Origin of the sequence: Chitinophaga sp. 22308, assembly GCF_052045305.1 — a bacterium.
GTDB classification, from domain to species: Bacteria; Bacteroidota; Bacteroidia; order Chitinophagales; family Chitinophagaceae; genus Chitinophaga; species Chitinophaga varians_A.
The window spans coordinates 317,826-344,138 of record NZ_JBQEOP010000004.1 but is presented as its reverse complement, the minus strand read 5'-3'; the positions used below and the strand labels follow the sequence as shown (position 1 = coordinate 344,138).

The 26,313-nt window shown below is 49.2% G+C and carries 18 protein-coding genes; 9 read left to right on the top strand and 9 right to left on the bottom strand.

The window, feature by feature from the left end; all coding sequences use genetic code 11:
- The first annotated feature begins 118 nt into the window (after positions 1–118).
- Entirely contained in the window at positions 119–3,409 is a 3,291-nt protein-coding gene (locus ACTJJS_RS17480) for a TonB-dependent receptor (RefSeq protein ID WP_440664642.1), read from the top strand.
- Between the two features lie 707 nt (positions 3,410–4,116).
- Here ACTJJS_RS17480 and mce read toward each other — a convergent pair.
- Complete coding sequence (mce, locus tag ACTJJS_RS17475; protein ID WP_440664641.1) at positions 4,117–4,518, bottom strand: methylmalonyl-CoA epimerase; 402 nt, start codon at positions 4,516–4,518, stop codon at positions 4,117–4,119.
- Positions 4,519–4,630: 112 nt separating this feature from the next.
- Here mce and ACTJJS_RS17470 point away from each other — a divergent pair, with 112 nt between their 5' ends.
- The 7 genes from ACTJJS_RS17470 to ACTJJS_RS17440 all read left to right on the top strand — a co-directional run bounded on the left by ACTJJS_RS17470 (position 4,631) and on the right by ACTJJS_RS17440 (position 16,055).
- Positions 4,631–5,848, top strand: coding sequence for an IscS subfamily cysteine desulfurase (locus ACTJJS_RS17470; RefSeq protein ID WP_440664640.1), 1,218 nt, complete (start codon positions 4,631–4,633; stop codon positions 5,846–5,848).
- 69 nt (positions 5,849–5,917) lie between these two features.
- A complete protein-coding gene (gene gldF / locus ACTJJS_RS17465) occupies positions 5,918–6,658 on the top strand; it encodes a gliding motility-associated ABC transporter permease subunit GldF (RefSeq protein WP_440664639.1) in 741 nt (246 codons plus the stop codon).
- A 10-nt stretch (positions 6,659–6,668) separates the two neighbouring features.
- Positions 6,669–8,372 carry a gliding motility-associated ABC transporter substrate-binding protein GldG gene (gene gldG, locus ACTJJS_RS17460; protein WP_440664638.1) on the top strand — a complete coding sequence of 568 codons (1,704 nt, stop codon included), beginning with the start codon at positions 6,669–6,671 and terminating at the stop codon, positions 8,370–8,372.
- Positions 8,373–8,561: 189 nt separating this feature from the next.
- Complete coding sequence (locus tag ACTJJS_RS17455; protein WP_440664637.1) at positions 8,562–9,497, top strand: TerC/Alx family metal homeostasis membrane protein; 936 nt, start codon at positions 8,562–8,564, stop codon at positions 9,495–9,497.
- Positions 9,498–9,558: 61 nt separating this feature from the next.
- Positions 9,559–12,069 carry a bifunctional UDP-N-acetylmuramoyl-tripeptide:D-alanyl-D-alanine ligase/alanine racemase gene (locus tag ACTJJS_RS17450; protein WP_440664636.1) on the top strand — a complete coding sequence of 837 codons (2,511 nt, stop codon included), beginning with the start codon at positions 9,559–9,561 and terminating at the stop codon, positions 12,067–12,069.
- Positions 12,070–12,130: 61 nt separating this feature from the next.
- Positions 12,131–12,772, top strand: a complete 642-nt coding sequence (locus ACTJJS_RS17445) for a lipoprotein signal peptidase (RefSeq protein ID WP_440664635.1) — start codon at positions 12,131–12,133, stop codon at positions 12,770–12,772.
- 421 nt (positions 12,773–13,193) lie between these two features.
- The gene (locus tag ACTJJS_RS17440; RefSeq protein WP_440664633.1) at positions 13,194–16,055 is read left to right on the top strand and encodes a TonB-dependent receptor; all 2,862 of its coding nucleotides are present in this window, start codon (positions 13,194–13,196) and stop codon (positions 16,053–16,055) included.
- 169 nt (positions 16,056–16,224) lie between these two features.
- Here the strand turns inward: ACTJJS_RS17440 and ACTJJS_RS17435 are convergent, their stop codons facing one another.
- From ACTJJS_RS17435 to ACTJJS_RS17405, 7 genes are all read right to left on the bottom strand, one after another.
- Positions 16,225–17,220, bottom strand: a complete 996-nt coding sequence (locus tag ACTJJS_RS17435; RefSeq protein ID WP_168870416.1) for a 2-hydroxyacid dehydrogenase — start codon at positions 17,218–17,220, stop codon at positions 16,225–16,227.
- An 88-nt stretch (positions 17,221–17,308) separates the two neighbouring features.
- The gene (fumC, locus tag ACTJJS_RS17430; protein ID WP_168870417.1) at positions 17,309–18,709 is read right to left on the bottom strand and encodes a class II fumarate hydratase; all 1,401 of its coding nucleotides are present in this window, start codon (positions 18,707–18,709) and stop codon (positions 17,309–17,311) included.
- Positions 18,710–18,755: 46 nt separating this feature from the next.
- Complete coding sequence (locus ACTJJS_RS17425; protein WP_440664632.1) at positions 18,756–19,532, bottom strand: enoyl-CoA hydratase/isomerase family protein; 777 nt, start codon at positions 19,530–19,532, stop codon at positions 18,756–18,758.
- Between the two features lie 43 nt (positions 19,533–19,575).
- Positions 19,576–20,742, bottom strand: a complete 1,167-nt coding sequence (locus tag ACTJJS_RS17420) for a S41 family peptidase (RefSeq protein WP_440664631.1) — start codon at positions 20,740–20,742, stop codon at positions 19,576–19,578.
- A 28-nt stretch (positions 20,743–20,770) separates the two neighbouring features.
- A complete protein-coding gene (locus ACTJJS_RS17415) occupies positions 20,771–21,514 on the bottom strand; it encodes a porin family protein (protein WP_440664630.1) in 744 nt (247 codons plus the stop codon).
- A 100-nt stretch (positions 21,515–21,614) separates the two neighbouring features.
- On the bottom strand, positions 21,615–22,418 hold the full coding sequence (locus ACTJJS_RS17410) for a hypothetical protein (RefSeq protein ID WP_440664629.1): 804 nt from the start codon (positions 22,416–22,418) through the stop codon (positions 21,615–21,617).
- Between the two features lie 90 nt (positions 22,419–22,508).
- Positions 22,509–22,928 carry a cobalamin B12-binding domain-containing protein gene (locus ACTJJS_RS17405; RefSeq protein WP_440664628.1) on the bottom strand — a complete coding sequence of 140 codons (420 nt, stop codon included), beginning with the start codon at positions 22,926–22,928 and terminating at the stop codon, positions 22,509–22,511.
- A 93-nt stretch (positions 22,929–23,021) separates the two neighbouring features.
- On the opposite strand from ACTJJS_RS17405, the gene ACTJJS_RS17400 reads away from it, so the two are divergent.
- Positions 23,022–24,689, top strand: coding sequence for a glutamine--tRNA ligase/YqeY domain fusion protein (locus ACTJJS_RS17400; RefSeq protein ID WP_343744414.1), 1,668 nt, complete (start codon positions 23,022–23,024; stop codon positions 24,687–24,689).
- 73 nt (positions 24,690–24,762) lie between these two features.
- Here ACTJJS_RS17400 and gltX read toward each other — a convergent pair whose 3' ends face one another.
- Complete coding sequence (gene gltX / locus ACTJJS_RS17395) at positions 24,763–26,295, bottom strand: glutamate--tRNA ligase (RefSeq protein WP_440664627.1); 1,533 nt, start codon at positions 26,293–26,295, stop codon at positions 24,763–24,765.
- Between the last annotated feature and the right edge of the window lie 18 nt (positions 26,296–26,313).

Genomic DNA, 26,313 nt, shown 5'->3' with positions numbered 1-26,313 from the left:
TGGGCGAAATATTAATGATTTCATAATTGTATTATTTTTAATGCTATTATTTCTCATTTGATATTTGCCCAAAATCTGAATCGTAATGCACAAGAACAATTGGTGTAAAACCCTATGTATGCTGGTTTGCATACTGCTAATCCCTGCTTTGATTTTTGCCCAGGAAACCACCGCAGACATTGCCGGCATCATCGGCAGTGGCGACGGGCCCGTTCCAGGCGCCAGTATCGTAGCCCTGCATCAGCCAACCGGTACCCGCTATGTGACCGTTTCCCGTAAAGACGGACGCTTTAACCTGCCTAACCTCCGTGTGGGCGGCCCTTACGTCCTCACCGTGTCTTACATTGGTTTCAAAGATGAAAAAAGGGAAAACATATTCCTCCAGCTGGGGCAGGAATACAAAGCGGACATCAAGCTGCAACAGAGTACCAGCACCCTGAATGAAATTGTGGTGAAAACCGCCGCACAAAACAAAGTAATCAACAAAGCCCGCACCGGCAGCCAGGAAGTGATCACCCGTGCGCAGATGGACCGCCTGCCCACTATCACCCGCTCCATGCAGGACTTTACCAAACTTACCCCTTCCGCCAATGGTCTTAATATCGGCGGCAGAAGCAATCAGCTCAACAACATCACGGTTGATGGCGCCAACTTTAACAACTCTTTCGGCCTGCAGCCTACACTCGGCTCCCAGACCGCCTCTCAGCCAATCAGCCTCGAAGCGCTGGAACAGATACAGGTAAACGTTTCCCCTTATGACGTGAAACAAGGCGGCTTTTCCGGCGCAGGCATCAACAGCGTTACCAAAAGCGGTACCAACCAGTTCAAAGGCTCTGTGTACACTTATATTCAGTCACCCGGACTGCAGGGCCTGAAAGTAGGCAATGCCACCGTTACCAAACCTGTCTTCGATTACAACCTGCGCGGGTTCTCCGCCGGCGGCGCTATCGTACAGAACAAACTGTTCTTCTTCGTGAGCGCTGAACAGGAAAGAATCACTGCACCTGCTACCAGCCTGATTGCTAACAGTAAAGCCGGCGCACCTGCCACAGGCAACGTTTCCAGGGCGGTAGCCGATACACTGAACGCACTGCGCCAGTTCCTGATCGACAACTACCAGTATAACCCCGGTGACTACCAGGATTACACTTACCGCACTTCCAGCGATAAAATCACCGTTAAAGTTGACTGGAACGTAAACGAAAACAATACGTTTACTTTCAAATACAACTACCTCAAATCTTACAAAGACATTCCCGCCAGCAACAGCGGCGCACCGGGAGCAGGCCGCCAGCCCAGCAGTACCGGTCTGCCTTTCAGCGGCAGCGGATATACGATTAATAACAACTTCAATATCTTCATCGCCGAGCTGAACACCCGCATCGGCAACCGCGCCTCCAACAAATTACAGGTAGGTTTCTCCGCCATGCGCGATTTCAGGACCCCGCTGTCTGCTAAAGAATTCCCGCTGGTGGATATCCTCGACGGACAAGGCAACAGCTACACCGCTTTCGGTTATGAGCCGTTTACCTACAACAATAAACTGAACACAAACGTGTTCCAGATATCCGATATCTATAATCTCTATCGTGGTAAACATGAAATCACCATCGGTACCCAGAACTATTACAAGACGTTCCTGAACGGTTTTGCTCCCAACTATATGGGCAACTACCGTTTCAATTCGATGACTGATTTTTACGCCAGCGCAAAGACCGGCGCGCTTACCGCCTCCCGTTACGCGCTGTCTTATACCACTACCAAAGACGGTTCTTTCCCGTATGCTAAAATCAACCAGCTGGAACTGGGCGCCTTCGTCCAGGACAAATGGAGCATCACCAATCACTTTACGCTGACCTATGGTTTACGTATAGACGTACCCGTTATCGGAAGCACTTTCGACAGAAACGATTCGCTGACAACGCTGACTTTCCGCGATGGCATTCATCTGGACGTAGGCCGTGCGCCTAAAACCAAACCGATGTTCTCTCCGCGCATCGGCTTCAACTGGGACGCAACCCATGATGGCAAAACACAGGTACGTGGCGGCATTGGCCTGTTCTCCGGTCCTCCGCCGGCAGTATGGCTGAGTAACCAGGCAGGCAACAACGGCGTGCAATTCGGATCTTTTGTTGCACAGACAGATCCCAACAATCCCGCTTCCACTATTCCGTATGCCTTCAATGCAGACCCGGGCAAGTACCGTGTAGTCACCACTGAACCATCCAAACAATATAACATTGCGGTAATTGATCCCAACTTCAAATATCCGCAGGTATTGAAAGCAACCCTGGCAGTAGACCGTCAGCTGCCCTGGGGCATCGTGGCCACACTGGAAGGCAACTATTCCAAAGATATCAATGCCGTATACTTCCAGAACGTGAACCTGCCTGCTACCGGCCTCCAGCTGGACAGCACGCCGGACCACCGTTTGCGTTACAGCAGCACCAAAATCTACGGTGCAGGCACCAGCCTCGGTAATCCAAATATCAGCGATGCCATCCTGATGCGTAATACCAGCAAAGGCTATTCTTACTTCGTTACTTTACAGGTGCAGAAAAACCTGCCTAACCTGTACCTGAGCGCAGCGTATACCTACAGCAAGTCTCGCTCCATCAATGATGGCGGTACTATTGCGCAGGGCAACTGGCGTGACCGTCCGGTAAGCGGCGATCCTAATGAAGCGTCCCTGGGTTATTCCAACTACTATCTGCCGCACCGTATTATTGCCGCAGCTACTTACCGTTTCAATTGGGCGAAGAACTTCGCCACGTCTGTCGGTATGGTGTTTGAAGCCGCGCCTAACGGGGCTATTTCCTATACTTACAATGGCGACCTCAATAATGACGGCTCCGGCGGTAACAATGACCTGATATTTATTCCGGCAACCAAAAATGATATCAAACTGGTACCGGTAGGTTATGGTGATAAAAATTTCGATGCCAGCAACCCTGCGGACAAACGCAGTGAAACGGTTATCTGGAACCAGCTGGACAATTTCATCAAACAGGATGATTACCTGAGCCACCACCGCGGTCAGTATGCAGAGCGCAATGCCGTAGTGCTGCCATTCTTCAAACGGATGGACCTGAACATCACACAGGATATCTTCGTGTTCAGCGGCAAACAGAAAAACAAACACACGCTGCGCCTGACTTTTGATATCATCAATTTCGGCAACCTGCTCAACAGAAGATGGGGTACCTATCAGATTGCCAATGTGCCTAACTTCCTGAAATATGAAGGACAACTCCGCGATGCTACCGGTAAACCTACCGCCGCACCGGCATTCTCTTTCCCTTACCAGGACAAGGACAACCAGATCCCCGTTACCAATTCCTGGAGAGACAATACCAACGCGCTTTCCCGCTGGCAAGGACAAGTGGGTATCCGGTATATCTTCAACTAAAAAAAATTTTACATCATAAAAAAAGCCCCTGCTGTTTGATCAGCAGGGGCTTTTTTTATGATGTAAGTTATTCTGATTTGATTTCAATAAACGCTCCGTTACAATAATCTGAAAACAAATGCGTTTAATACCTTAAACGCCTATATGCAGTACTTATAGGCAGAAAATAACAACAACGACAGTAAACTGTAATGCAGCTGTGATTAAACCTGATTAGCGAACTAATTCAACAACTGCTTCCATTGCCATTTTAGATATTCAATAAACTATCCGCCCTTTTTTGAAGTTTTGTTTCTTTTAAAATACTAAAAGAGACAAAAGGAGAAAGTGTGGAGTTAGCTAAAAAAAAAGACCTGCAAGCTAAAAAACCCGCAGGTGTTCATAACCTATGCCAACTTTAGAGTAATCGTGAAAACTTACAGCATATATTAACTATAAGTTTTATAATATCTTGCGTTAATAAAAGGTCTGTCTTTTTTTATTTTTTGTTTTTGATTGTCTTTTATTGAGATAACATATCAGAAAATATATTTGTTCAAAAAAGTCAAAAATTTTTGGGCATTTATTATTTCTGATTTTGGTTTTTAGGGTCCCTTTCAGGGTCACTCGTAATTATCTACGTATCACATTATCTGTTTGGATTGCTAAAATGGAAAAAAAATTAAAATAAATTTAATTATTAAATTTTAATATGTATAATGAATTCGTTATTTGATCTCTTGACAAATTTCGATCAAAACGCCATTCGTATTTTTAGGATGTAGGAAACAAATCAGCTTGTTATCAGCTCCTTTTTTGGGGGTTTCCTGCAGCAAAACGAAGCCTTCCTGCTGCAATCTGGCCATTTCCGCATAAATATCCGCCACCTCGAAAGCGATGTGATGCATTCCTTCTCCTTTTTTAGCCAAAAATTTAGCAATGGCACTGTCCGGCCCCGTAGCTTCCAATAATTCTATCTTGGTTTCACCCTGTTGAAAAAAAGCGGTCTGTACCTGTTCACTGTCTACTTCTTCTTTTTTATAACAGGGTGTGTTCAATAGTTTCTCAAATAACGGAACAGACACGTCCAGGGATGTGACCGCAATTCCGATATGCTCAACTTTTAACATGGGAAATTCTTTTACCGGTATGATTAATTACTGTCTTTCTTAACCCGGTAAAAATAGAACTTATGTCGTAGATTTGGATTGTTTGGGAGATAATATAAAAAATAAAGAGAATATGTTAGATCTGCCCGTTTACCTGGACAACAACGCCACCACCCCCTGTGATCCAAGGGTACTGGAAGCCATGTTGCCCTATTTCACCGTGATGTTTGGTAATGCGGCAAGTCGCAGCCACGCCTTTGGCTGGTCAGCGGAAGCAGCCGTGGACCAGGCCCGGGAACAGGTAGCCCGATTGATAGGGGCGCAACCACAGGAGATCGTCTTTACCTCAGGCGCCACTGAGGCGGTGAACCTCGCCATCAAAGGCGTTTTTGAGACCTATACCGCCAAAGGCAATCATATCATTACCTGTCAAACAGAACACAAAGCTGTACTGGATACCTGCAAACATTTAGAAAAAAAAGGCGCGGCAGTCACTTATCTGCCGGTCAATAGTGAAGGCCTTCCTGACCCGGAAGCGCTGGAAGCCGCTATCACCCCGCAGACCATCCTCATTGCCTTCATGTACGCCAATAATGAAACCGGCGTCATTCATCCGGTGCAGACCATTGGCGCCATTGCCAAAAAGCACGGCGTCATTTATCTCTGCGATGCGTCCCAGGCTGTTGGTAAAATACCGGTCAATGTGCTCAACGATCATATTGACCTGCTCACGCTCAGCGCCCATAAAATGTACGGGCCCAAAGGCGTAGGTGCGCTGTATGTGCGGCGCCGCGATCCGCGGGTGAAACTCACCGCCCAGATGGACGGCGGCGGCCATGAAAGAGGCATGCGCTCCGGTACCCTCAACGTGCCCGGCATCGTAGGACTGGGTAAAGCCTGTGAGCTGGCCCAACAGGAAATGTCGTCTGAGGCAAAAAGATTGTCGCTCATGCGAAACCGCCTCCAGGATGCGTTATTACAAATAGAACAGGCACATGTGAATGGTTCCGTAGAACACCGGCTGCCGCATGTCATGAATATTTCCTTTAAATATATAGAAGGCACCACCTTACTGATGGGATTCAACAAAACAATTGCACTCTCTTCCGGCTCCGCCTGTACAGCGGCCTCCATGGAACCCAGCTATGTGCTGAAAGCCCTCGGTATTGGCGACGATCTCGCCCATGCCTCCCTGCGCTTCGCTTTGGGCCGGTTCACTACCGACGAGCAAATCGATTATGCTATCCGTACCGTTACCAGCACCGTTCAACAGTTGCGGGCCGAAAGCCCCCTCTGGGAAATGTACCTGGAAGGACATCTGCAGGACAGCGCTTCCTGGGCACATCCATGATTTTCTTCCCGGCAACCATAATCTTATATATTTGTATTTTTATGTATCCTAATCCTTACACAACTGTCCATGCTTGCCATCTTTAAGAAAGAGATAAACCAGTTTTTCAGCAGCGTCACGGGTTATGTGGCCATTGTGCTGTTTTTACTGGCAAACGGCCTGTTCCTCTTCGTATTCCCGGACACCAGCCTGCTGGACACCGGCTATGCCAACCTGGACCCGCTGTTCGACCTTGCTCCGTTGATCTACCTGCTGCTTATACCTGCTATCACCATGCGCTGTTTTGCCGATGAGTTCAAAACCGGCACCATGGAGCTGTTGAGCACCAAACCACTCAGCTGGTGGCAGATTGTGATGGGTAAATTCTGGGGCAGCCTGCTGATTGTAGGCATCTCCCTGGTACCAACCGTGGTGTATTACATCGCCGTGCGGCAGTTGAGCGTAAACCCGCAACAGCTCGATAACGGCGGCATGCTGGGCGCCTACACCGGCCTGTTCCTGCTGGGCGCCGTTTTCACTGCTATCGGCCTGTGGGCCTCCTCCCTTACGGCCAATGCCATGATCGCCTTTCTGATTGCCGTTTTCACCAGCTATATCTTTTACAATGGCTTCGATGCGCTCAGCAAAATCCCCGCTTTCAGCGGTGGCGCCGATTACTACCTGCAAATGGCCGGTATCCGCTTCCACTATACGTCTATCAGCCGGGGCGTCATCGACAGCCGCGATATCATCTACTTTATCAGCGTCATCGGGCTGATGTTATATCTCACCAAATTATCCCTACAAAGAAAACTCTGGCAGAACGGTTAATATAAACAGTATGGCTAAACGAAAAAAATACATACAGCGGGCACTGGTCATTATCCTGGTACTTATAGGGGTGAATATAGCCGCGGCCTACTTCCACGGCCGATGGGACCTGACTGCTGAAAAAAGATATACGCTCACCAGCGGGACCAAACAGCTGCTCCGGCAGCTCAACAGCCCGGTAGATATTGAAGTGTTCCTGAAAGGGGACTATCCTGCCACCTTCAAACAGCTGGCACAGTCCACACAGGAGCTGCTGGACGAATTCCGTGAATACGGCAAACAAAATATCCGCGTTACTTTCATCAATCCGGGGCAGGGCCTTTCCGACTCATCCCGCATGAAGTTCTTCGGTGAGCTTACCGCACAGGGCATCATGCCGTTTAATATGAAAGTACAGGAAGATGCCAACGAGAGCTATTCCGAAAAGCTCATCTTTCCCGGCGCACTGGTGCATTACAAAGGGAAAACGATCGGCGTGAACCTGTTGAAAAACCAGGGCGGACAAGATCCCCTGCAGACCATGAACAGCTCGGAAGCCTTGCTGGAATACCAGTTTGCCAACGCCATTAGCAAATTGCAGGAAGAGAAAAAGCCGCTGGTAGGCTATATGCTGGGCCATGGAGAATCTCTGGGCGCAGAAGTATATGACGCGCTCACCACGCTGCAATCCGGTTACGGACTGGACACGCTGACGCTGCAATCTGTTCCTGCTATCCCGCAGGATTTCAATATCATCCTGTTTGCCAAGCCTGCGACGGCTTTCAGCGATCAGGACAAATTAAAGATCGATCAGTATGTCATGAACGGTGGAAAAGTGTTGTGGTTTCTGGATGAAACCAACGCCGCTATGGACAGCCTGCACCAGCGTTCTGAATTTCTTGCATTCGACAGAGGGCTGAACCTGGAAGACCTGTTATTCCGTTATGGCGTGCGTATCAACCAGGACCTCGTGCAGGACCTGCAGGCAGACATCGTGCCGCTGGTAGTGGGCAATGTGGGCAACAGGCCGCAGATACAACCAGTGCCATTTCCTTATTTCCCGATGCTGACGCCTACCGGCGCACATCCTATTGTAAAAAATATGGATATGGTACTGAGCCGCTTTGTCAGCTCTATGGACACCGTTAAAGCAGAAGGAGTAAAGAAAACCATCCTGCTGACCACCTCCCGCAGCAGTCGTCGTGTACGTATACCGGCACAGGTTAGCTGGGACATTGTAAAAACAAAACCCAATATCCGGGAATACCGCGAGCAGCACATCCCTGCGGCCGTATTGCTGGAAGGGCGTTTCACCTCACTGTTCCGCAACCGCCTGGACCAGGCCACTATGGCCGCTTTTCAGCAGGTAAGCGGGCATCCCTTCCGGGAAGCAGCTGATACTGCTAATAAAATGATCGTTGTCAGCGATGGAGACCTTATAGCCAATGCAGTGTCCCGCAAAGACGGCCCGTTGCAAATGGGCATTAATGAGTTTAATCCCGGCTTTGCCTTCGCCAATAAAGAGTTTTTTCTTAACTGTCTCGAATATCTGAGCGGTAAGAGCGGTATTATGGAAAGCCGGAACAAGGAGCTCGCGCTCCGATTGCTGGACACAGAAAAAATAAAAAAGGAAAAAACAAAATGGCAGGCTATCTGCTTCCTGGTGCCAATAGGACTGGTATTGCTTTTCGCGATGGTATTCCAGTTTGTGCGCCAGCGTAAGTTTGCCGAATAAAGGCACATAAATCAGCCTGCAATACCAAACACATCTCAGCAAAAAATATTATTTTTTTAACCCATACAAATAAATGATGACCGGCGTCATTCGGTTTTAACTTTATTATATGCACTTTGCCAATGGTATGTCTGACGCCTTTGCGTGGATAAATACATATCTTTGCCCTTCACAAAAAGCGAGCGTCTCATGACACCCATCCAGTGGACATATCTCATTTTCGGCATTGTGATAGTCCTGGCTTTAGTTTTTGACCTGGGTTTATTTAGTAAAAAAAACACCAAAACAACGCTAAAAACGGCTCTGTGGCAGAGCATTTTCTGGGTAGGGCTTGCAGTATTGTTCTTTGGATTTATGTGGTTTGAAGATGGTGCAGATACAGCCATCAGTTTCATGAGTGCTTATCTCATGGAGAAATCACTCTCTATGGACAATATTTTTGTATTTATTCTCATTTTTGGTTTCTTTAAAATAAAGGAAGAGCACTACTCGCGTGTATTATTGATAGGTATCCTGATGGCGTTGGTTTTTCGGGCTATTTTCATCAGTGTGGGAGTGGTGTTGATCGCGCGGTTTCACTGGATATTGTACCTTTTTGGCGCATTTCTGTTGTATACCGGATATAAGATGTTTACAGCGAAACCGGATGATGAATTTAAACCGGGAGAAAATGTGGCCTACCGGTTTATGAACAAATACCTGCGGGTAACGCATGAAGAGGCAGATGGAAAATTTGTGGTCCGCAGAAATAATAAGGTGTATCTGACTACGTTATCTGTAGTAGTCGTGATGCTTGCCGTAACCGATATTATTTTCGCCCTGGATTCCATTCCGGCGGTATTTGCCATATCACAACAACCGGTCGTGGTGTACACCTCCAACATATTTGCGGTACTGGGATTACGGTCCCTGTTCTTTTTGTTGAGAGGGGCGGTGGATAAATTTGATTATCTGCCCCAGGGTATTGCCATCGTACTGATATACATAGGACTGAAAATGCTGGCAGATTACTTTATCCATATACCGATATATGTATCGCTGTTAGTGATTGTTCTTTGTCTGGGAGGGTCAATCTGGTATTCCCTCCGTCATCAGAAAAATGAGTCACCGGAAAGAAAAGCCTAGTAATAAAATGACTGCTTCAAGAGTCACAGCAGTTGTTAATGATTATTCAAATCTGATAAAAGTGTATAACGCAGCAAGCATTAACAAGACGCTCAAAGGGGAATTGTTGCAAGAGACTGGATTTTCTGAAATTGAACATCTCTTACTGGACAGCCGGAAGCTGAGTTTTCCGGAAACATCCCTGTTCATACCCCTGGTTAGCCCCCGGCGCAACGCTCATCAGTATATTGAAGAGCTGTACCGCAAAGGGGTCAGCAACTTCATTGTGAGTGAACCCGTGCCTTTGGAAAAATATCCTAAAGCCAACTTTATCCTGGTAAAAGATACCCTGCAGGCGCTGCATACGCTGGTAGCATTCCACCGGCAGCAGTTCCATATTCCGGTTATCGGTATCACCGGCAGCAACGGTAAAACCATCGTGAAAGAATGGTTGTACCAATTGCTGGAAAAGGATTATAACATTGTGCGCAGCCCGAAGAGCTACAACTCCCAGATAGGTGTGCCACTCTCCGTATGGCAGATGAAACCTGAACATCAGCTGGCTATTTTTGAAGCCGGTATTTCACAGCCCGGTGAGATGGTGAACCTGGAGAAGATCATACGTCCTACTGTTGGCATCTTCACCAATATCGGCGAAGCGCATAGTGAAGGGTTTCTTAACATCCGGCAAAAGATCAACGAAAAACTGGTCCTCTTTGCTAAAAGCGATATTCTTATCTATTGTAAAGACTACCTCGCACTCAACGAATGTGTGTTGTCTTTCCACAACCAGGTAGGCAAAAGAGAAAACCAGGAAGGTGGTGGTGGCCCGGAACTGTTCTCCTGGTCCCGCAAAACAGACGCCGACCTGCGCATCGTCACCATCGACAAACACGATAACCAGACCCGTATTGAGGCCCTGTACAAACAGGAAACATTACATATCAGCATTCCCTTTGTAGATGAGGGCTCCATCGAAAACGCCATTCACTGCTGGGCCCTGATGCTGTACCTGGGCAAAGAGCAGGAAGTGATACAACAACGGATGGACCTGCTGAGCAATGTGGCCATGCGACTGGAACTGAAACAGGGCATCAACAACAGCTCCGTGATCAATGACGCCTATAACCTCGATCTGGGCTCACTGACCATTGCGCTCGATTTCCTGCAACAGCAACAACAACATGCCACCCGCACCGTGATCCTGAGCGATATCCTGCAAAGCGGCAAAAGCGATGCTATCCTGTATGAGGAAGTGGCCGACCTATTACAGAAAAAAGGCATCAATAAACTCATTGCCATCGGCAAAAACATCGGCCGGGAAAAGAAAAGTTTCCAGCAGGTGGAAGGCTTAAAGACACAGTTTTTCAATACGACCGACGAATATGTGCAGCAGTTCAATGCCGATGATTTCGAGAACGAAACCATTCTGGTGAAAGGCTCCCGTGTTTTTCAGTTTGAGCGTATCGGTAAACTGCTGGAGCAGAAAGCACACCAGACCATCCTGGAAATCAACCTGACAGCTATCGCTCATAATGTGAAGCAGTACCAGTCTTTGCTGAAACCAGGCACCAAACTGATGGCCATGGTAAAAGCGTTTTCCTATGGCAGCGGCAGCTTTGAAATAGCCAACCTGCTGCAATTCCATGGGATAGACTACCTCGCCGTGGCTTATGCCGATGAAGGCGTGGAACTGCGCCGTGCCGGCATTACCATGCCGATTATGGTGATGAACCCCGAACCAGCCAGTTTCGATGCCATCCTGCACTGGAACCTGGAACCGGAGATCTATTCTATGAGCATCCTGCTGCAGTTTATGGAAGAGGTGAGCGCTGCCGGCAAGACCGAATTCCCGATCCATATCAAGCTGGACACCGGTATGCACCGGCTCGGCTTTGTAAAGAAGGATATCCCCGAACTGGCGCAGGCCCTCACGGCCAACCAGTTGCTCAAAGTGCAGTCTATTTTCAGTCACCTGGCAGCCAGCGAAGACCCGGAGAAAGACGCGCTGACACAACAGCAGGGCCGTTTATTCTATGAAATGAGCCATGAGCTGCAGAAAGCGCTGAGTTATACCGTTATCCGTCATATTTCCAATAGTTCCGGTATTACCCGTCATCCGGACCTGCATCTGGACATGGTAAGACTGGGCATTGGCATGTATGGCCTCGATTACAGCAATGGCATCCAGGACCAGCTGCGGAATGTCAGCACCCTGAAAACCACGGTGGCACAGCTGAAGAACCTGGAAGCCGGTGACACGGTGGGTTATGGTGCCCGTTGGACTGCCAAAGGGCCGGCCGTGACCGCCACTGTGCGTATTGGTTATGCCGACGGTTACCCCCGCAGAATGGGCAACGGCACAGGTAAAATGCTGATCCGAGGCAAACTCGCGCCCGTTATCGGCGCAGTGGCCATGGACATGCTGATGCTGGACGTGACCCATATCCCTGATATCATGGAAGGCGATGAGGTGATCGTTTTCGGCCAGGACCTGTCAGTGCAGCAATTGGCCGATTGGGCGGACACCATTGCCTATGAAATATTAACAGGAATTTCACAGCGGGTGAAACGGGTATATTTTCAGGAATAATGATATTGCAGGTTTCGGACTTTGAAATAATCTGTTATTTTTGACAAAATTTTAATATAAGTTGAAATATCGTCACGTAGTACTCATTGTTATCCTTATCCTGGTCATTGATCAGACGCTGAAATTCTGGATCAAGACGCACATGTTCATGCAACAGGAGTTCATCATTTTCCCCAATTGGTTCCGTATCCATTTCATCGAAAATGAAGGGATGGCCTATGGTCTCAAGTTTGGCGGTGATTTCGGCAAGATCCTGCTGACCACCTTCCGGCTGGTGGCAGTAGTGGCTGGTTTCATCTACATCAAAAAGCTTATCCGGGAAAAATACAGCACCGGTTTGCTGATCTGTGGCTCCCTCATCCTGGCAGGCGCAGCTGGCAACCTGATAGATAGCATGTTCTACGGCCTTATTTTCAACGACAGCATCGGCTATGAAGTAGCGAAGTTTATGCCTGCAGGCGGCGGTTATGGCAGCTTCCTCCACGGCCGTGTGGTGGATATGCTGTACTTCCCCATCTATGAAGGCTACCTGCCCAGTTGGGTGCCTTTCAAAGGAGGCGACTACTTTGTGTTCTTCCGCCCGGTGTTCAACATCGCTGATGCCGCCATTTCCATTGGCGTGATCACCATCCTGCTGTTCCAGAGAAGATTCCTGGCCCGGCATACCGCCCCGAAGCAGGAAAAAGCACCTGTGGAGATTTAGTTATTCAGACATTTAGTACTTAGATATTTTATTCAGGGATTTTTTGATTTTCGATTTTTTGATTTTTGGTAGATAGTATTTACACCAGTCAAAAAATCGAAAACCAGGAAATCCCTAAATTATTGCCGATATCCAACAGAAGCCCGGCTATCTCCCCAACATCACCCAAAATCCGGTTCAAAAAATCCCCAAATTATTCGTCTCGTTATCAATTATTTGCAATTTATTTTTTATTACGGCTTTGAAATGAACAATCCCCGTTTTATATTTGTCTACTAATTCTATAGACTATATGGTTTTTGAAACTGTACATACATTGTTGCTACACCGATGTTGAGGCTTAAACATCGGGCTTTCCGACGCTCCCTACCATTTTTATCACAATCCAGGATCTATATAATGTTATAACTTTTACCACATCATGCAAAAGTTCTTTCCGATACTGGCCAAAATCCTCATTTTGGCCCTGGTACTCAGTCCAACCCTATCAAAGGCACAACTCAACGGCTCTTATGTAATCGAGGGCAAAATCACGGATGATCACAGCGCCGGCCTGCCAGGCGCTTCTGTACAGATAAAAGGCACCTCGTTTGGCACTACCACCGATAGCCTGGGCCGTTTTCAGCTGACCACCAACACCCGTTTTCCGCTGAAACTGGTGATCCGCCTGATTGGCTATCAGCCGCAGGAATTTGAGGTTAAAAACAGTAACAGCAAAGTAGCCATACAGCTGTTTACCCAGTCGCTGCTGGTCAACGAGGTCGTGGTATCCGCTTCCCGGCAGCAGGAGAAACTGTTGCGCTCCCCGGTAGCCATCGAAAAACTGGACATCCGTGCCCTGAAAGAAACGCCATCGTCCACCTTCTACGACGCACTGGGCAACCTCAAAGGCGTACAGATGACCACCGCCGGCCTTACCTTTAAAGTATTCAACACCCGCGGCTTTAACGTGCCCAATAACTTCCGCTTCATGCAGCTGGTTGACGGTGTCGACAATCAGGCTGCCACGCTTGGCGTACCGCTGGGTAACGCCATCGGGCCTACGGAGCTGGACATCCAGAGCGTGGAAGTCACACCCGGCGCGTCTTCAGCGCTGTACGGCATGAATGCCATCAACGGCATGTCCAACCTCGTCACTAAAAATCCCTTCGATTACCAGGGCGTCAGCGTATATCAGAAAATCGCATTCAACCATTTCGACGGCAAAGGCAGCAGTCCCAAGCCCCTCACGGAAACGGCCGTACGTTATGCACAGGCCTATTCCAAATGGTTCGCCTGGAAAATCAATGCCAGCTACATGCAGGGCACCGACTGGTACGCCGACAGCCACGATGACTTCACGCCACAAAGCAAGATCAATCCCGATTTCCCGCAGCTCAGCGGCGAGAACAATATCGCCGCCGATAACTGGAACAAATACGCCGATCAGGGCAATATCTCCATTACCGACAAAGACGGCCGCGCCTACACCGTGCACCGTACCGGCTACTGGGAAAAAGACCTCGTAGGCGACTATACCGTACGCAACACCAAGATAGACGGCTCCCTCAATTTCCGGTTGCCGAATAAAATAGAGATCTCCCTCGCTTCCCGCTGGGGCCAGATGGACGGCTTCTTCCAGCGTGGTAACCGCATCGGGCTCAAAGGTGTTACCGTCTCCAACCACAAACTGGAAATCGTACACCCCGATTTCACCGTACGCTCCTACATCTCCATCGAGAATACCGGCGATTCCTACAACATGAACCCACTGGCCGATAACCTGGAGAAGTCTTTTAAATCCGACAAAGTATGGCAGAAAGACTATACCACCGGTCTTAATAACGCGCTGACACAAGGCCAGGACCTCGTTGCCGCACATAAAGCAGCCCGCGCTTTTGCAGATGCCGGCCGCTTTGAGCCCGGCACCGCCGCCTTTGAAGCACAAAGGGACAAAATCAAAACCATCAACGACTGGGATATATACCCTACCTCCAAAAATCCGCTCAACACCACCGGCGGCGCTGCCCTCAAACAAAGAAGCCGCTTCTATCATACAGAAGGCACCTGGAACCTGCGTAAATACGTCCATTTCGCCGATGTACTGGTGGGCGCCGATTACCGCACCTACGAGATCATCCCCGATGGCAACAACTTCGTGGATTTCAGCCTGCCACTAGACAAACGTAACCAGGAAGGCGGCAAACATATCTGGTACGGCAAAGTAGGCGGCTTCGCACAAATCAGCCGGTCTTTCTTCCATGACGCCCTGAAACTCACCGGTTCCCTGCGCTACGATAAAAACGAACAGTTTGCCGGAAAAGTGAATCCCCGCATCGCAGCCGTGTATACTGTAAAAGATAAACACAACTTCCGCATATCATGGCAAAACGGTTTCCGTTTCCCCTCCCTGTTTGAAGCATACTCTTTTGTTAACAACGGCCAGGTACGGCGTGTAGGCGGTCTCGCTTTTATTGAAGAAGGACTGGGCTATTTCAAAAACTCCTACCTCACCACCTCCGTTGACGCTTTCAACGTAGCCGTAAACAAAACCATCAACGCGGAACATATCAGCAAAGACGCTGCTGCCGCTAAAAACGCAGGCGTTCTCAAAGTGGCCAATCTCGATCCTATCGTGCCGGAAGAAATCACCTCTTTCGAGGCAGGCTATAAAGCGGTGTTGCTTGACAACAAATTATTCATCGATGTGGATGGCTATTACAGCTCCTACAAAAACTTTATCGGTCAGATTGAAGCAGTGGTACCGCAAACCGGTAACGTTAATTCGCCCGACGCCGCAGTGTTGAACCAGATGCTCGACAAAACCCTGCAGAACCGCTACCGCGTGTGGACCAACAGTAAATCCACTGTTAATAACTACGGCTTCGCAGTAGCTGTCACCTACGATATCTATAAAAATTATACCGTCAGCGGTAACGCCAATTTCAACAAACTGGCACAGGACAAAACCAAAGACGACGCACTCGTACCGGGTTTCAATACCCCCGAATGGTTTACCAATATCAGCATCGGTAACAGAAACCTCTTTAAAAATATAGGCTTCAACGTAGTATGGCACTGGCAGGACACCTTCTATTGGCAGAACCTCTTCGGCAATGCAGACGTGCCAGCCTACAGCACCGTAGACGCCCAGGTTACCTATCGTGTGCCCAAAATCAAAACCTCATTTAAAGTGGGCGCCTCCAACCTGTTGAACACCCCATATTTCCAATACGTTGGCGGACCTACCATCCGTGGTTTGTATTATCTTACTATTACGTGGGACAACGTGTTTAAAAAATAATTGTCCCAGGGCTGAAGCCCTGGGCTACGTTTTGTTTTCAAATCCATTCACTGATTAATTACTAATTGAAGGGCCATCAACCTCATAGCTTTATGCTAGCTGGTTGATGGCCCTTTCCTTTGGCATTTCACTTTTGAAGAAAATCTGAAACAAAACGTAGCCCAGGGCTTCAGCCCTGGGACAACGCGTTTTTCAACGGTTCGTTTTTTTCAAAGGCATTGATATTGTCCAGTGTTGTTCCTGCAATCTGTGTCAGGGCTTCTTTGGTAAAAAATCCCTGATGGGCCGTTACCAGTACGTTGGGGAAGGTGGTGAGGCGGGAGAGGACATCGTCCTGGATAATAGTGCCGGAGAGGTTCTGAAAGAACAGTTGTTCTTCCTGTTCGTACACATCAATGCCAAGGGCGCCAATATGCCCGTTTTTCAGCGCTTCCACCACTGACGGGGTGTCTATCAGGCCACCGCGACTGGTATTGATCAATACTACACCAGGTTTCATCTGGCTGATCGTATGTGCGTTGATAAGATGTTTAGTGTCTGGTGTGAGCGGACAATGCAGGGAGATAATATCTGATTCGGCCATGATCGTTTCCGGCGACACATAGGTTACACCCGCCTGCATCAGGGCATCATTGTTGTACACGTCATGTGCCAGTACTTTACAACCGAAGCCCAGCATGATGCGGCAGAATACCGCGCCGATATTGCCGGTGCCTATTACGCCGACAGTTTTGCCATATACATCAAACCCTTCCAGCCCGCTTAAAGTAAAGTTGTTATCACGTACACGGTTATACGATTTATAGATTTTACGGTTCAGGGCCAGCAATAATGTTACGGCATGTTCCGCCACTGCATGCGGAGAATAGGCAGGCACGCGTACAACGCTGATTCCTGCTTCACCGGCTGCCTTGAGGTCTACGTTGTTAAATCCGGCGCAGCGCAGCGCAATCAGGCGAACACCTTTTTCTTTCAGTTGACGGACAACGGCGGCATTTACCTTATCGTTCACAAATACACAGACGGCTGTTTCGTCTTTGATCAATGCAGTATTGTCTTCATTAAGCGGGTATTCCAGGAAGCGGAAGTGATGCGCGTTGTTTTCGTTGGCCTGATTAAAGTAGGTGATATCGTAGGGCTGGGTGCTGAAAAAAAGTATTTTCATGTGCGTGCGGTTAAGTCAGGGTCAAAAAAATACGGATTTGCGGGGCTTTTGACACCACACAAATCCGTAATATGATCGATCGGTATGTTTATTTGATTTCACCGACCATGTTGCCGGGCACTACCCACTCGTCGAATTGTTCGGGAGTAACGTAGCCCAGTTTCACAGCCATTTCTTTCAGTGTGGTACCTTCTTTATGCGCTTTCTGTGCGATTTCTGCTGCTTTATAGTAACCAATTTTGGTATTGAGGGCAGTCACCAGCATCAGGGAGTTTTCCACGTGTTTGCGGATGTTGGCTTCGATAGGTTCGATGCCTTCAGCGCATTTATCGTTGAAGCTTACGCAGCCTTCGCCGATGAGGCGGGCAGAGTGCAGGAAGTTGTAGATCATCACCGGTTTGAACACGTTGAGTTCGAAGTGGCCGTTGGCGCCGCCAACGGAGATCGCCACATCGTTGCCCATTACCTGTGCAGCGATCATGGTGAGGGCTTCGCACTGGGTCGGGTTTACTTTGCCCGGCATGATGGAAGATCCTGGCTCGTTGTCCGGGATGTGTATTTCACCAATGCCTGCGCGGGGGCCGGAGCTCAGCATACGCACATCGTTAGCGATTTTCATCAGGCTTACCGCTACCGTTTTGAGGGCGCCGTGTGCTTCCACGATAGCGTCGTGTGCAGCCAGTGCTTCAAATTTGTTGGGGGCGGTGATAAAAGGCAGTCCGGTCAGTTTGGCGATATGTGCCGCTACGTTTTCGGAATAACCTTTCGGAGTGTTGATACCGGTACCTACGGCAGTACCGCCGAGGGCCAGTTCACTCAGGTGAGGCAGCGCGTTGTTGATGGCTCTCAGACCGTGGTCCAGCTGGGCCACATAACCGCTGATTTCCTGTCCGAGGGTGAGCGGCGTAGCGTCCATGAAGTGGGTGCGGCCGATTTTCACCACATGTTTGAAGGCTTCTGCTTTTTTAGCCAGTGTGTCGCGGAGTTTTTTGATACCGGGGATAGTTGTTTCCACCAGCATTTTATACGCCGCGATGTGCATCGCAGTAGGGAAGGTATCGTTAGAGGACTGGGATTTATTCACATCGTCATTCGGGTGAACGAACTTCTCTTTGTCAGTGAGCTGGCCACCGTGAATAACGTGAGCGCGGTAAGCCACCACTTCATTCACGTTCATGTTGGACTGGGTACCGGAACCTGTTTGCCATACTACCAGCGGAAACTCATTGTCCAGTTTGCCCTCCAGTATTTCATCGCACACCTGACCGATCAGATCACTTTTTTCTTTTGGCAGCACGCCTGCGTCCAGGTTGGTGAGCGCCGCCGCTTTCTTCAGGTAAGCAAATGCCCTGATAATTTCTTTGGGCATTCTGTTGATATCCTGGGCGATCTTGAAATTTTCAATGGAGCGCTGTGTTTGAGCACCGTAATAGGCGTTTACAGGCACCTGTACTTCACCCATCGTGTCTTTCTCTATTCTAAATTCCATGGCTTAAGCTTTTATGAATTAATGCAGCAAAAGTAAACTGTTCTGGCTATTCTCCCTTAAAATTTGCCTGTCTTTTCTGAATAAAAGCTTCAGCGCCTTCCTGCAGGTCTTTGGTAGCAAAACAGGCTGCAAATTCGCGTATTTCGGTTTCCCAGCCGTCTATGTCCTTGTCTAGAGCGGCGTTCACGCATTTTACCACACGGGCTATGGCCAACGGGGCTTTGGTTTGTATTTTCTGAAGGATGGCGATGGCTTTGGGCAGCAGCTCTTCCAGCTTTACCACATGATTTACCAGTCCCCATGCCTGTGCTTCGGTGGCAGAGAGCATATCGCCGGTCATCATCAGTTCAGTGGCCTTGCCTTTGCCAATCAGCTGTGTAAGCCGCTGGGTGCCGCCATAGCCAGGTATCAGGCCCAGGTTCACTTCGGGCTGACCGAACTTCGCGTTCTCGCTGGCGATACGGAAATGGCAGGCCATGGCCAGCTCACAGCCGCCGCCCAGCGCAAAACCGTTGACAGCCGCGATAATGGGCTTGGGCGAATATTCTATCCGCTGAAATACCACATGGCCGCTTTTGGCCAGCTCTTCGCCCTGTTTGGGGGAGAGGGTGAGGAATTCGCTGATATCTGCGCCCGCCACAAAGGCTTTTTCGCCGGAACCTGTAAGGATGGCGGCTTTGATGTCTTTATTGCGATAAATTTCGTCGATCACCAGGCCCAATTCTCCCATCATCTGTTGGTTCAGGGCGTTCATCTTTTCCGGGCGGTTGATCGTCACGATCAGGATATTATTGTCCAGTTGCGTAGTGAGTGTCTGATACATGGGCCTTCTTTTTAGTTTATCAATATTAAGCAATATTCGATAACTAATGAATCAGGCTCAGGGCTGCCTCCAGTTGAAGGTCGCGGCCGGCTTTCAGCGCAGCAGGGTTGTAAGGCACTGCCATATCGGGCGGAAACCCGGTGCCTTCGTATATATTACCGTCTTTATATTTAAACATCAGGGAGGAAGTGTATACCAGCTTAAGCCAGCCGGTGCTGAACTGGCCGCCGTTATAGAATTTGTTGCCGGTCAGCGGTCCGTTGGCGCCCCAGGTGCGCTCTCCCACAAAATGTCCATTGGGCAGTGCTTTGACGGCCATAGTGGTCATTTCGGCCATACTTACCGACCAGGCGTCGGCCAGCATCACAATAGGGACGGAGACAGCTTTGCTGCCGGCCTGCGGCGACACATAAGCCGGCGCCCAGGGGCTGTAGTCCAGCCGTCCGTTGCCCAGTTTGGAACGGGTGTACCCAAAATGTAGGGGCTGGGTGATCATTTTACCGAGCAGGAAGTTCAGATCATCCAGGCTTCCGCCCCCGTTGCCGCGCACATCAATGATAATCCCTTTCAGGTCCGTACGGTTGGCCAGGGCATCGAAGAAATATTGCTCCACCCGTTTTACGCCATTGATGGTATCTGTATTAAACAGCGTTTTGAGGTTGAAGCCGTTGAAAAACAGGTACAGGATATTCTGATTGATGGTACCGGAAACAGCCACATACTGTTTATCGGGTGTATTGGTAAATCCACGGCGGCCGGCATCGAGGTAGTGGCGCGGAATGGTGTCATAAAAATGAAAAATACTGATCGGTGGGTGAAAGCCTGGGCTGGCAATTTTTCGCTGGTAGGCGGGGTTCACGGAGTTGGAATCCGCCAGCCATGTGTCTGCAAAAGAAATATCATAGTGCGAGTCCACCAATCCTGATGTCATCTGCTTAAAGTACGTATACGCTTTGCGCACATCGTTGGAATCATTGACATTCAGTTTGGCAAAGAGTGGTTTATAGGTACGGTACACCTGGTCCCAGTTGACCGTATCAATATCCCAGAAAACGTAGTTATTGTTCATGCCGGTCCAGAAGCCATCAAACACTTCATTGAAATTGGCGTTGACGTAGTTCTGCGGGTCATTGAGTTGCGGCAGGTCTTTCCGGCAGGCTATGGTCATCAGCAGCAGGAAGGGCAGTATATATCTGACAGGAGATTTCATCTTCATAAAAAATTAAAGGTGAGTACGATTATTGGGCATCGCCATGGAAAAGGCGGCGGAGGTTGAACAGGCATCCTGCCTGAAGTACATAGCTGTCGTTATACCGGGGCACCTGGTCTATCATGTAGTTTTTCTGTTGATCGGTGAGCCCATAGTAATAACGGGCTTCCACGAAAAGGCGGAAGCGTTCCTTCAGCAGGTATTCCACGCCGCCGCCGGCAACGAGGCCCCATTCCATACGCCGGTCACGGCGGCTGTCGAAGGTGTACTTTTCATCGTAGCGATAAGCCTCGTTATACCTGAAATAATCTGATGTCTGCTGGTCGCCCGGCACATCCGGCGTGCTGCTGAACACATTGGCCATAGCGCCCTGGATACGGCCACTGATCCAATAGGCGCCGTAGCCGCCAGCATTAACGAAACCCCGCCACTTTTTTCCGCCAAACGAGAGATGGGCCATGACGGGCAATTGCAGATAGCCGTTGAGGTTATACTGGTAAATACCGTCAAAAAAATGGTCACGGCGCAGCTCATAACTCTTCCGGATATACGACGGATCTGCCTGTATGGCCAGCCAGTCATTGAAATGATATTGCAGTACAAGGCCGGCCACAAAGCCACCATACTGATGGTACTGCGTAAAAGCGCGATAGCCGGCATTAGTATGTACATAATTGTTGACATACCCGCCGGAAACACCGATTTCAAACTGCGCCCGGAGGGATAGGGTTAACAGGAAAAAGGTGGCAGAGAGGAGTAAGTATTTCTTCATAAAGTCTTGGTTTGAGCTTTTTCGGTTGACAGCTGCAAATAAAAATCCCGTAGCAAACTGAGTTTGCTACGGGACATTATGAAGATAACGTTTTTGACTGCTAATAGTTCACCTCAATTTGCGCTTTCCCGCTCTTCATTCTCATATAGTGTCTCTTCTTGGGCACTTTAAAATATTTGACCCCGTTGAAATTGTAACCGAAGGTCACAAATACCAGGTTGGCATCTGTGTTTCTGTAGGGATATACTTTGTTGGCGCCGGAACCAGTGCTGAAATCACGGTTAAAGAAGTTCTGCGGATAATACTGCACTTTAAGCCCGAAGCCATGCACGCGCAGGCCGGCAAATAAAGAAGGCATGATCAGCGGGGTGCGGTCGCTGAACCACTCATTGAATTTGTGCACTTTTTTACCGTCCACAAATTGTTTTTCCTTGTAGTTGAAGGCCAGGTCCAGCTCTCCGCCAAAGAAGAAGAAGGTGCCTCCGGTGACATCCCCGATTTTGACCCCGAGCGGTACGCCCAGCGTGTATACCCTTTGCTTCAGCTTCAGGGAATCAGTGGGTTTAGAGATCAGCCCTATGTTTTTGAAGTCCACGCCGGTAAATGCTCCGAAGTGGCGGGTAAAGTCCTTGTTAAAGTTCACATGATAATTAAAGATGAAACTGAAACGCGGGATATTACGCATATGCTCCCCGTTCTGCTTCATGTCTGCAAAGGAGAGCATGCCGGCCAGGCCGCTGCTGACGTAGATATTGTCCCTTTTTTTGGGATATTTTCCAAAGCTGATGGACACAGAACCTTCAGCGGCTTTTTTCTGGTCCGTGGAATCTGTTTGTTCCTGGGCGAAGGCACCGGTAGTGCAAAATAGCAACAGTAACAGGGAAGGGTATAGCTTGTATTTCATAAAACGGCGGTTGTGGTTTCTTAGATTCTTGGTGATTTATACCGAGAAGACGACCCGCCCGTGGAAATGTTACGGCTACACGAAAAAAAATTAAAAATTTCTGTGCCCGGCCACCCAGGTGGTAATATAGTCAGAGATGTCTTTGGTATGGGTACCGGGTGGGAACAGTTTACCAACGCCCATTTCCTGCAGCTCCTGCATGTCCGCGTCGGGGATAATGCCGCCGCCGGTGAGCAGTACGTCATTCAAGCCTTTTTCTTTCATGAGGGCTATCACTTTAGGAAAAACGGTCATATGTGCGCCGGAGAGGATACTGATGCCGATCGCGTCCACATCTTCCTGGAGGGCGGCATTCACCACCATTTCGGGGGTTTGTCTTAATCCGGTATAAATAACTTCCATACCGGCATCCCGAAGGGCGGCAGCGATCACTTTGGCGCCGCGGTCATGGCCATCGAGGCCGACTTTAGCTACCAACACACGAACAGGACGATTTAACTGGTTGACCATTCTTAAAAATTAAGGTCGTAAAGATAAGGATTAGCCGTTACTAAAAGCTAAGCGCTATTTTTGCTACCTTTGCAGACATATTTAATTTTTCTTATGAGCGAAGAAAGGTCACTCAATTTTATAGAACAGATCGTAGAAGACGACATTGCTAACGGCGTCCATGGCGGACGTGTGCTGACACGTTTTCCGCCCGAACCCAACGGCTACCTCCATATAGGACACGCCAAGTCTATCGCATTGAACTTTGGCCTGGCCCAGAAATACAATGGCAAAACCAATCTCCGCTTTGACGATACCAACCCTGTCACAGAAGACACTGAATATGTGGATTCTATCAAGGCAGATATCCGCTGGCTGGGTTATGAGTGGGACAAAGAATTGTATGCTTCCGATTATTTTGAACAGCTGTATGAATTTGCCGTAAAGCTGATCAAAAAAGGACTGGCTTACGTGGAAGATGCCACTGCCGAAGAAATTGCCGCCGGCAAAGGCACGCCCACCACGCCTGGCACGCCTACCCCTGCCAGAAGCAGGTCAGTGGAAGAAAACCTGGACCTGTTTGCACGGATGCGCGCCGGCGAATTCAAAGACGGTGAAAAAACCCTTCGCGCCAAAGTAGACCTGGCTTCTCCCAACATGCACATGCGCGATCCCCTTATGTACAGGATCAAACATGCGCACCACCACCGCACCGGCGACAAATGGTGCATCTACCCGATGTACGATTTCGCCCACGGCCAGAGCGACAGCATTGAAAATATTACCCATTCCCTCTGTACGCTGGAGTTCATTCCCCACCGTGCATTGTACGACTGGTTTATCAAAGAACTGGAAATATTCCCCAGCCATCAGTACGAGTTTTCCCGCCTGAACCTGAACTATACGGTGATGAGTAAACGAAAACTGAAACAGCTGGTGGAAGAAAAATATGTAAGCGGCTGGGATGACCCCCGCATGCCTACTATCAGCGGCCTGCGCCGCCGTGGCTATACTCCTGACAGCATCCGCCAGTTTTGCGAGCGCGTGGGCGTACAGAAACGTGAGCAGATGATCGACCTCGGCCTGCTCGAATTCTGTGTCCGCGAAGAGCTGAATAAAACAGCCAACCGCGTGATGGCCGTACTGGACCCGGTTAAACTGGTGATCACCAACTATCCCGACGGACAGGTGGAAGAAATGCCCGCCGAAAACAACCCGGAAGATGCTTCCGCCGGCAGCCGTACCCTGCATTTCAGCAAAACGCTCTATATCGAAAGGGAAGACTTCATGGAAGAACCACCGAAGAAATTCTTCCGACTGGGCCCCGGTCTGCATGTACGCCTGAAAAACGCCTACATCATCAAAGGGGAAAGCGTGGAAAAAGATGCTGATGGCAACATCACCACGATCTACGCCAGCTATCTGCCGGACACCAAAAGCGGCGGAGACAACAGCGGTATGACCGTAAAAGGCACTATCCACTGGGTAAGCGCCGAACATGCGGCCACTGCCGAGGTACGCCTGTACGACCGTCTTTTTAAATCAGAGAACCCCGGCGCAGAAGAGGGCGACTTCAAAGACTTCCTCAATCCGGACTCCCTGCAGGTGATCAAAGAAGCCTATGTGGAACCATCCCTGCTGCAGGCAAAACCTGGCGACCGTTTCCAGTTTATGCGTAAGGGTTATTTCACGGTAGATCCTGACAGCACACCGGAAAAAGTGGTGTTCAACAGGACCGTTACCCTGAAAGACGCCTGGGCAAAAGAGAAAGGCAAAGCCTAAGCATATATCATAAAAGAGAAGGTCCCGTTGATGTCATATCAACGGGACCTTCTCTTTTATGATAATCAGGTTATCAGCTGTTAAAAGCCGCTACGCCTTTGGCAATGCGGGTACGGGTTTCTGTGAGTCCTATTGTGGCTGCAATGTCAAATACCGGAGGACCGAATTTGCCGCCGGTGAGCATAATACGGAAAGGTAGCTGCAGTTCGCCCATTTTGATGTTTTTTTCTGCTGCGAGCGCTTTAAAGCTGGCTTCCAGTTCAGGCGCCGTGAAAGCGGAAACATCATCCAGTTTTTCAGACCAGGCGGTAAAGAAAGCGGCTTTGTCCGCATTCCATTTGGGTTTTACGGCAGCTTCATCATAAGCGGCCGGCGCTTCAAAGAAAAAGAAGCCGTGGTCCCAAATTTCATTCACAAAATAGCAGCGTTCTTTCACCAGTCCGGCTACAGTGGCCACATATTCAGGCTGTGCTTTTACGCCTTTTTCTTCCAGCACTGGTGCAAAGAGGCGGGCCAGGCTTTCGTTGTCTTTATGATGCAGGTACTGGTGGTTGAACCACTTCGCCTTTTCAAAGTCGAATTTAGCACCGGCTTTGTGTACACGGTCGATAGAGAACTTGTTGACCAGTTCTTCCAGGGAGAAAATTTCCTGTTCGGTGCCGTCGTTCCAGCCGAGCATTGCCAGCATATTGATGAAGGCTTCCGGCAGGAATCCCAGTTCGCGGAAACCTTTGGTGAATTCGTTGGAACGCGGGTCTGTCCAGTTCATGGCATATACCGGGAAACCGAGGCGGTCGCCATCGCGTTTGCTGAGTTTACCGTTGCCGTCCGGCTTGAGGATCAGCGGCAGGTGCGCCCACTGCGGCATATCCGCTTCCCAGCCCAGGTGTTTCCACAGGAGGATGTGAACGGGTGCAGAAGGCAGCCATTCTTCACCACGGAAGGCGTGGGTTATTTTCATCAGGTAATCGTCTACCACCACCGCGAGGTGATAGGTAGGCATACCATCCGCTTTCAGCAAAACTTTATCATCTACCTGGCCGGTGTTGAAAGTCACTTCACCGCGGATCATATCGGTGAAGGTCATCTCCTGGTCGGCAGGCATTTTTATACGGATAACGTGCGGGGTATTGCTGGCCAGCAGCTCCTTTACTTCCGCTTCGGAGAGGGAGAAGGAGTTGCGCATTTTTTCCCTGATCCTGTGATTGTACTGAGGCTGCGGGTTCTCAGGCGTTTTCAGCCTTTCACGCATGCTCTCCAGTTCTTCGGGGGTGTCAAATGCGTAATAGGCATGACCGGATTGTACCAATTGCTCCGCATACTGACGGTACAGCGGTTTACGCTCGCTCTGGCGGTACGGGGCATAAGGGCCGCCTGCCGCAGGGCTTTCGTCGGGGGAGAGGCCGCACCAACGCAGCGTTTCATTAATATATTCTTCCGCGCCCGGCACATAGCGGGTCTGGTCAGTATCTTCGATACGCAGGATAAAGTCGCCTTTATGCTGCTTTGCAAACAAATAGTTGAACAATACAGTGCGAACACCTCCAAGATGTAGGCCACCAGTAGGACTGGGAGCAAAACGCACTCTTACTTTTTTATTATCCATAGATCGCAAAGGTAAGGA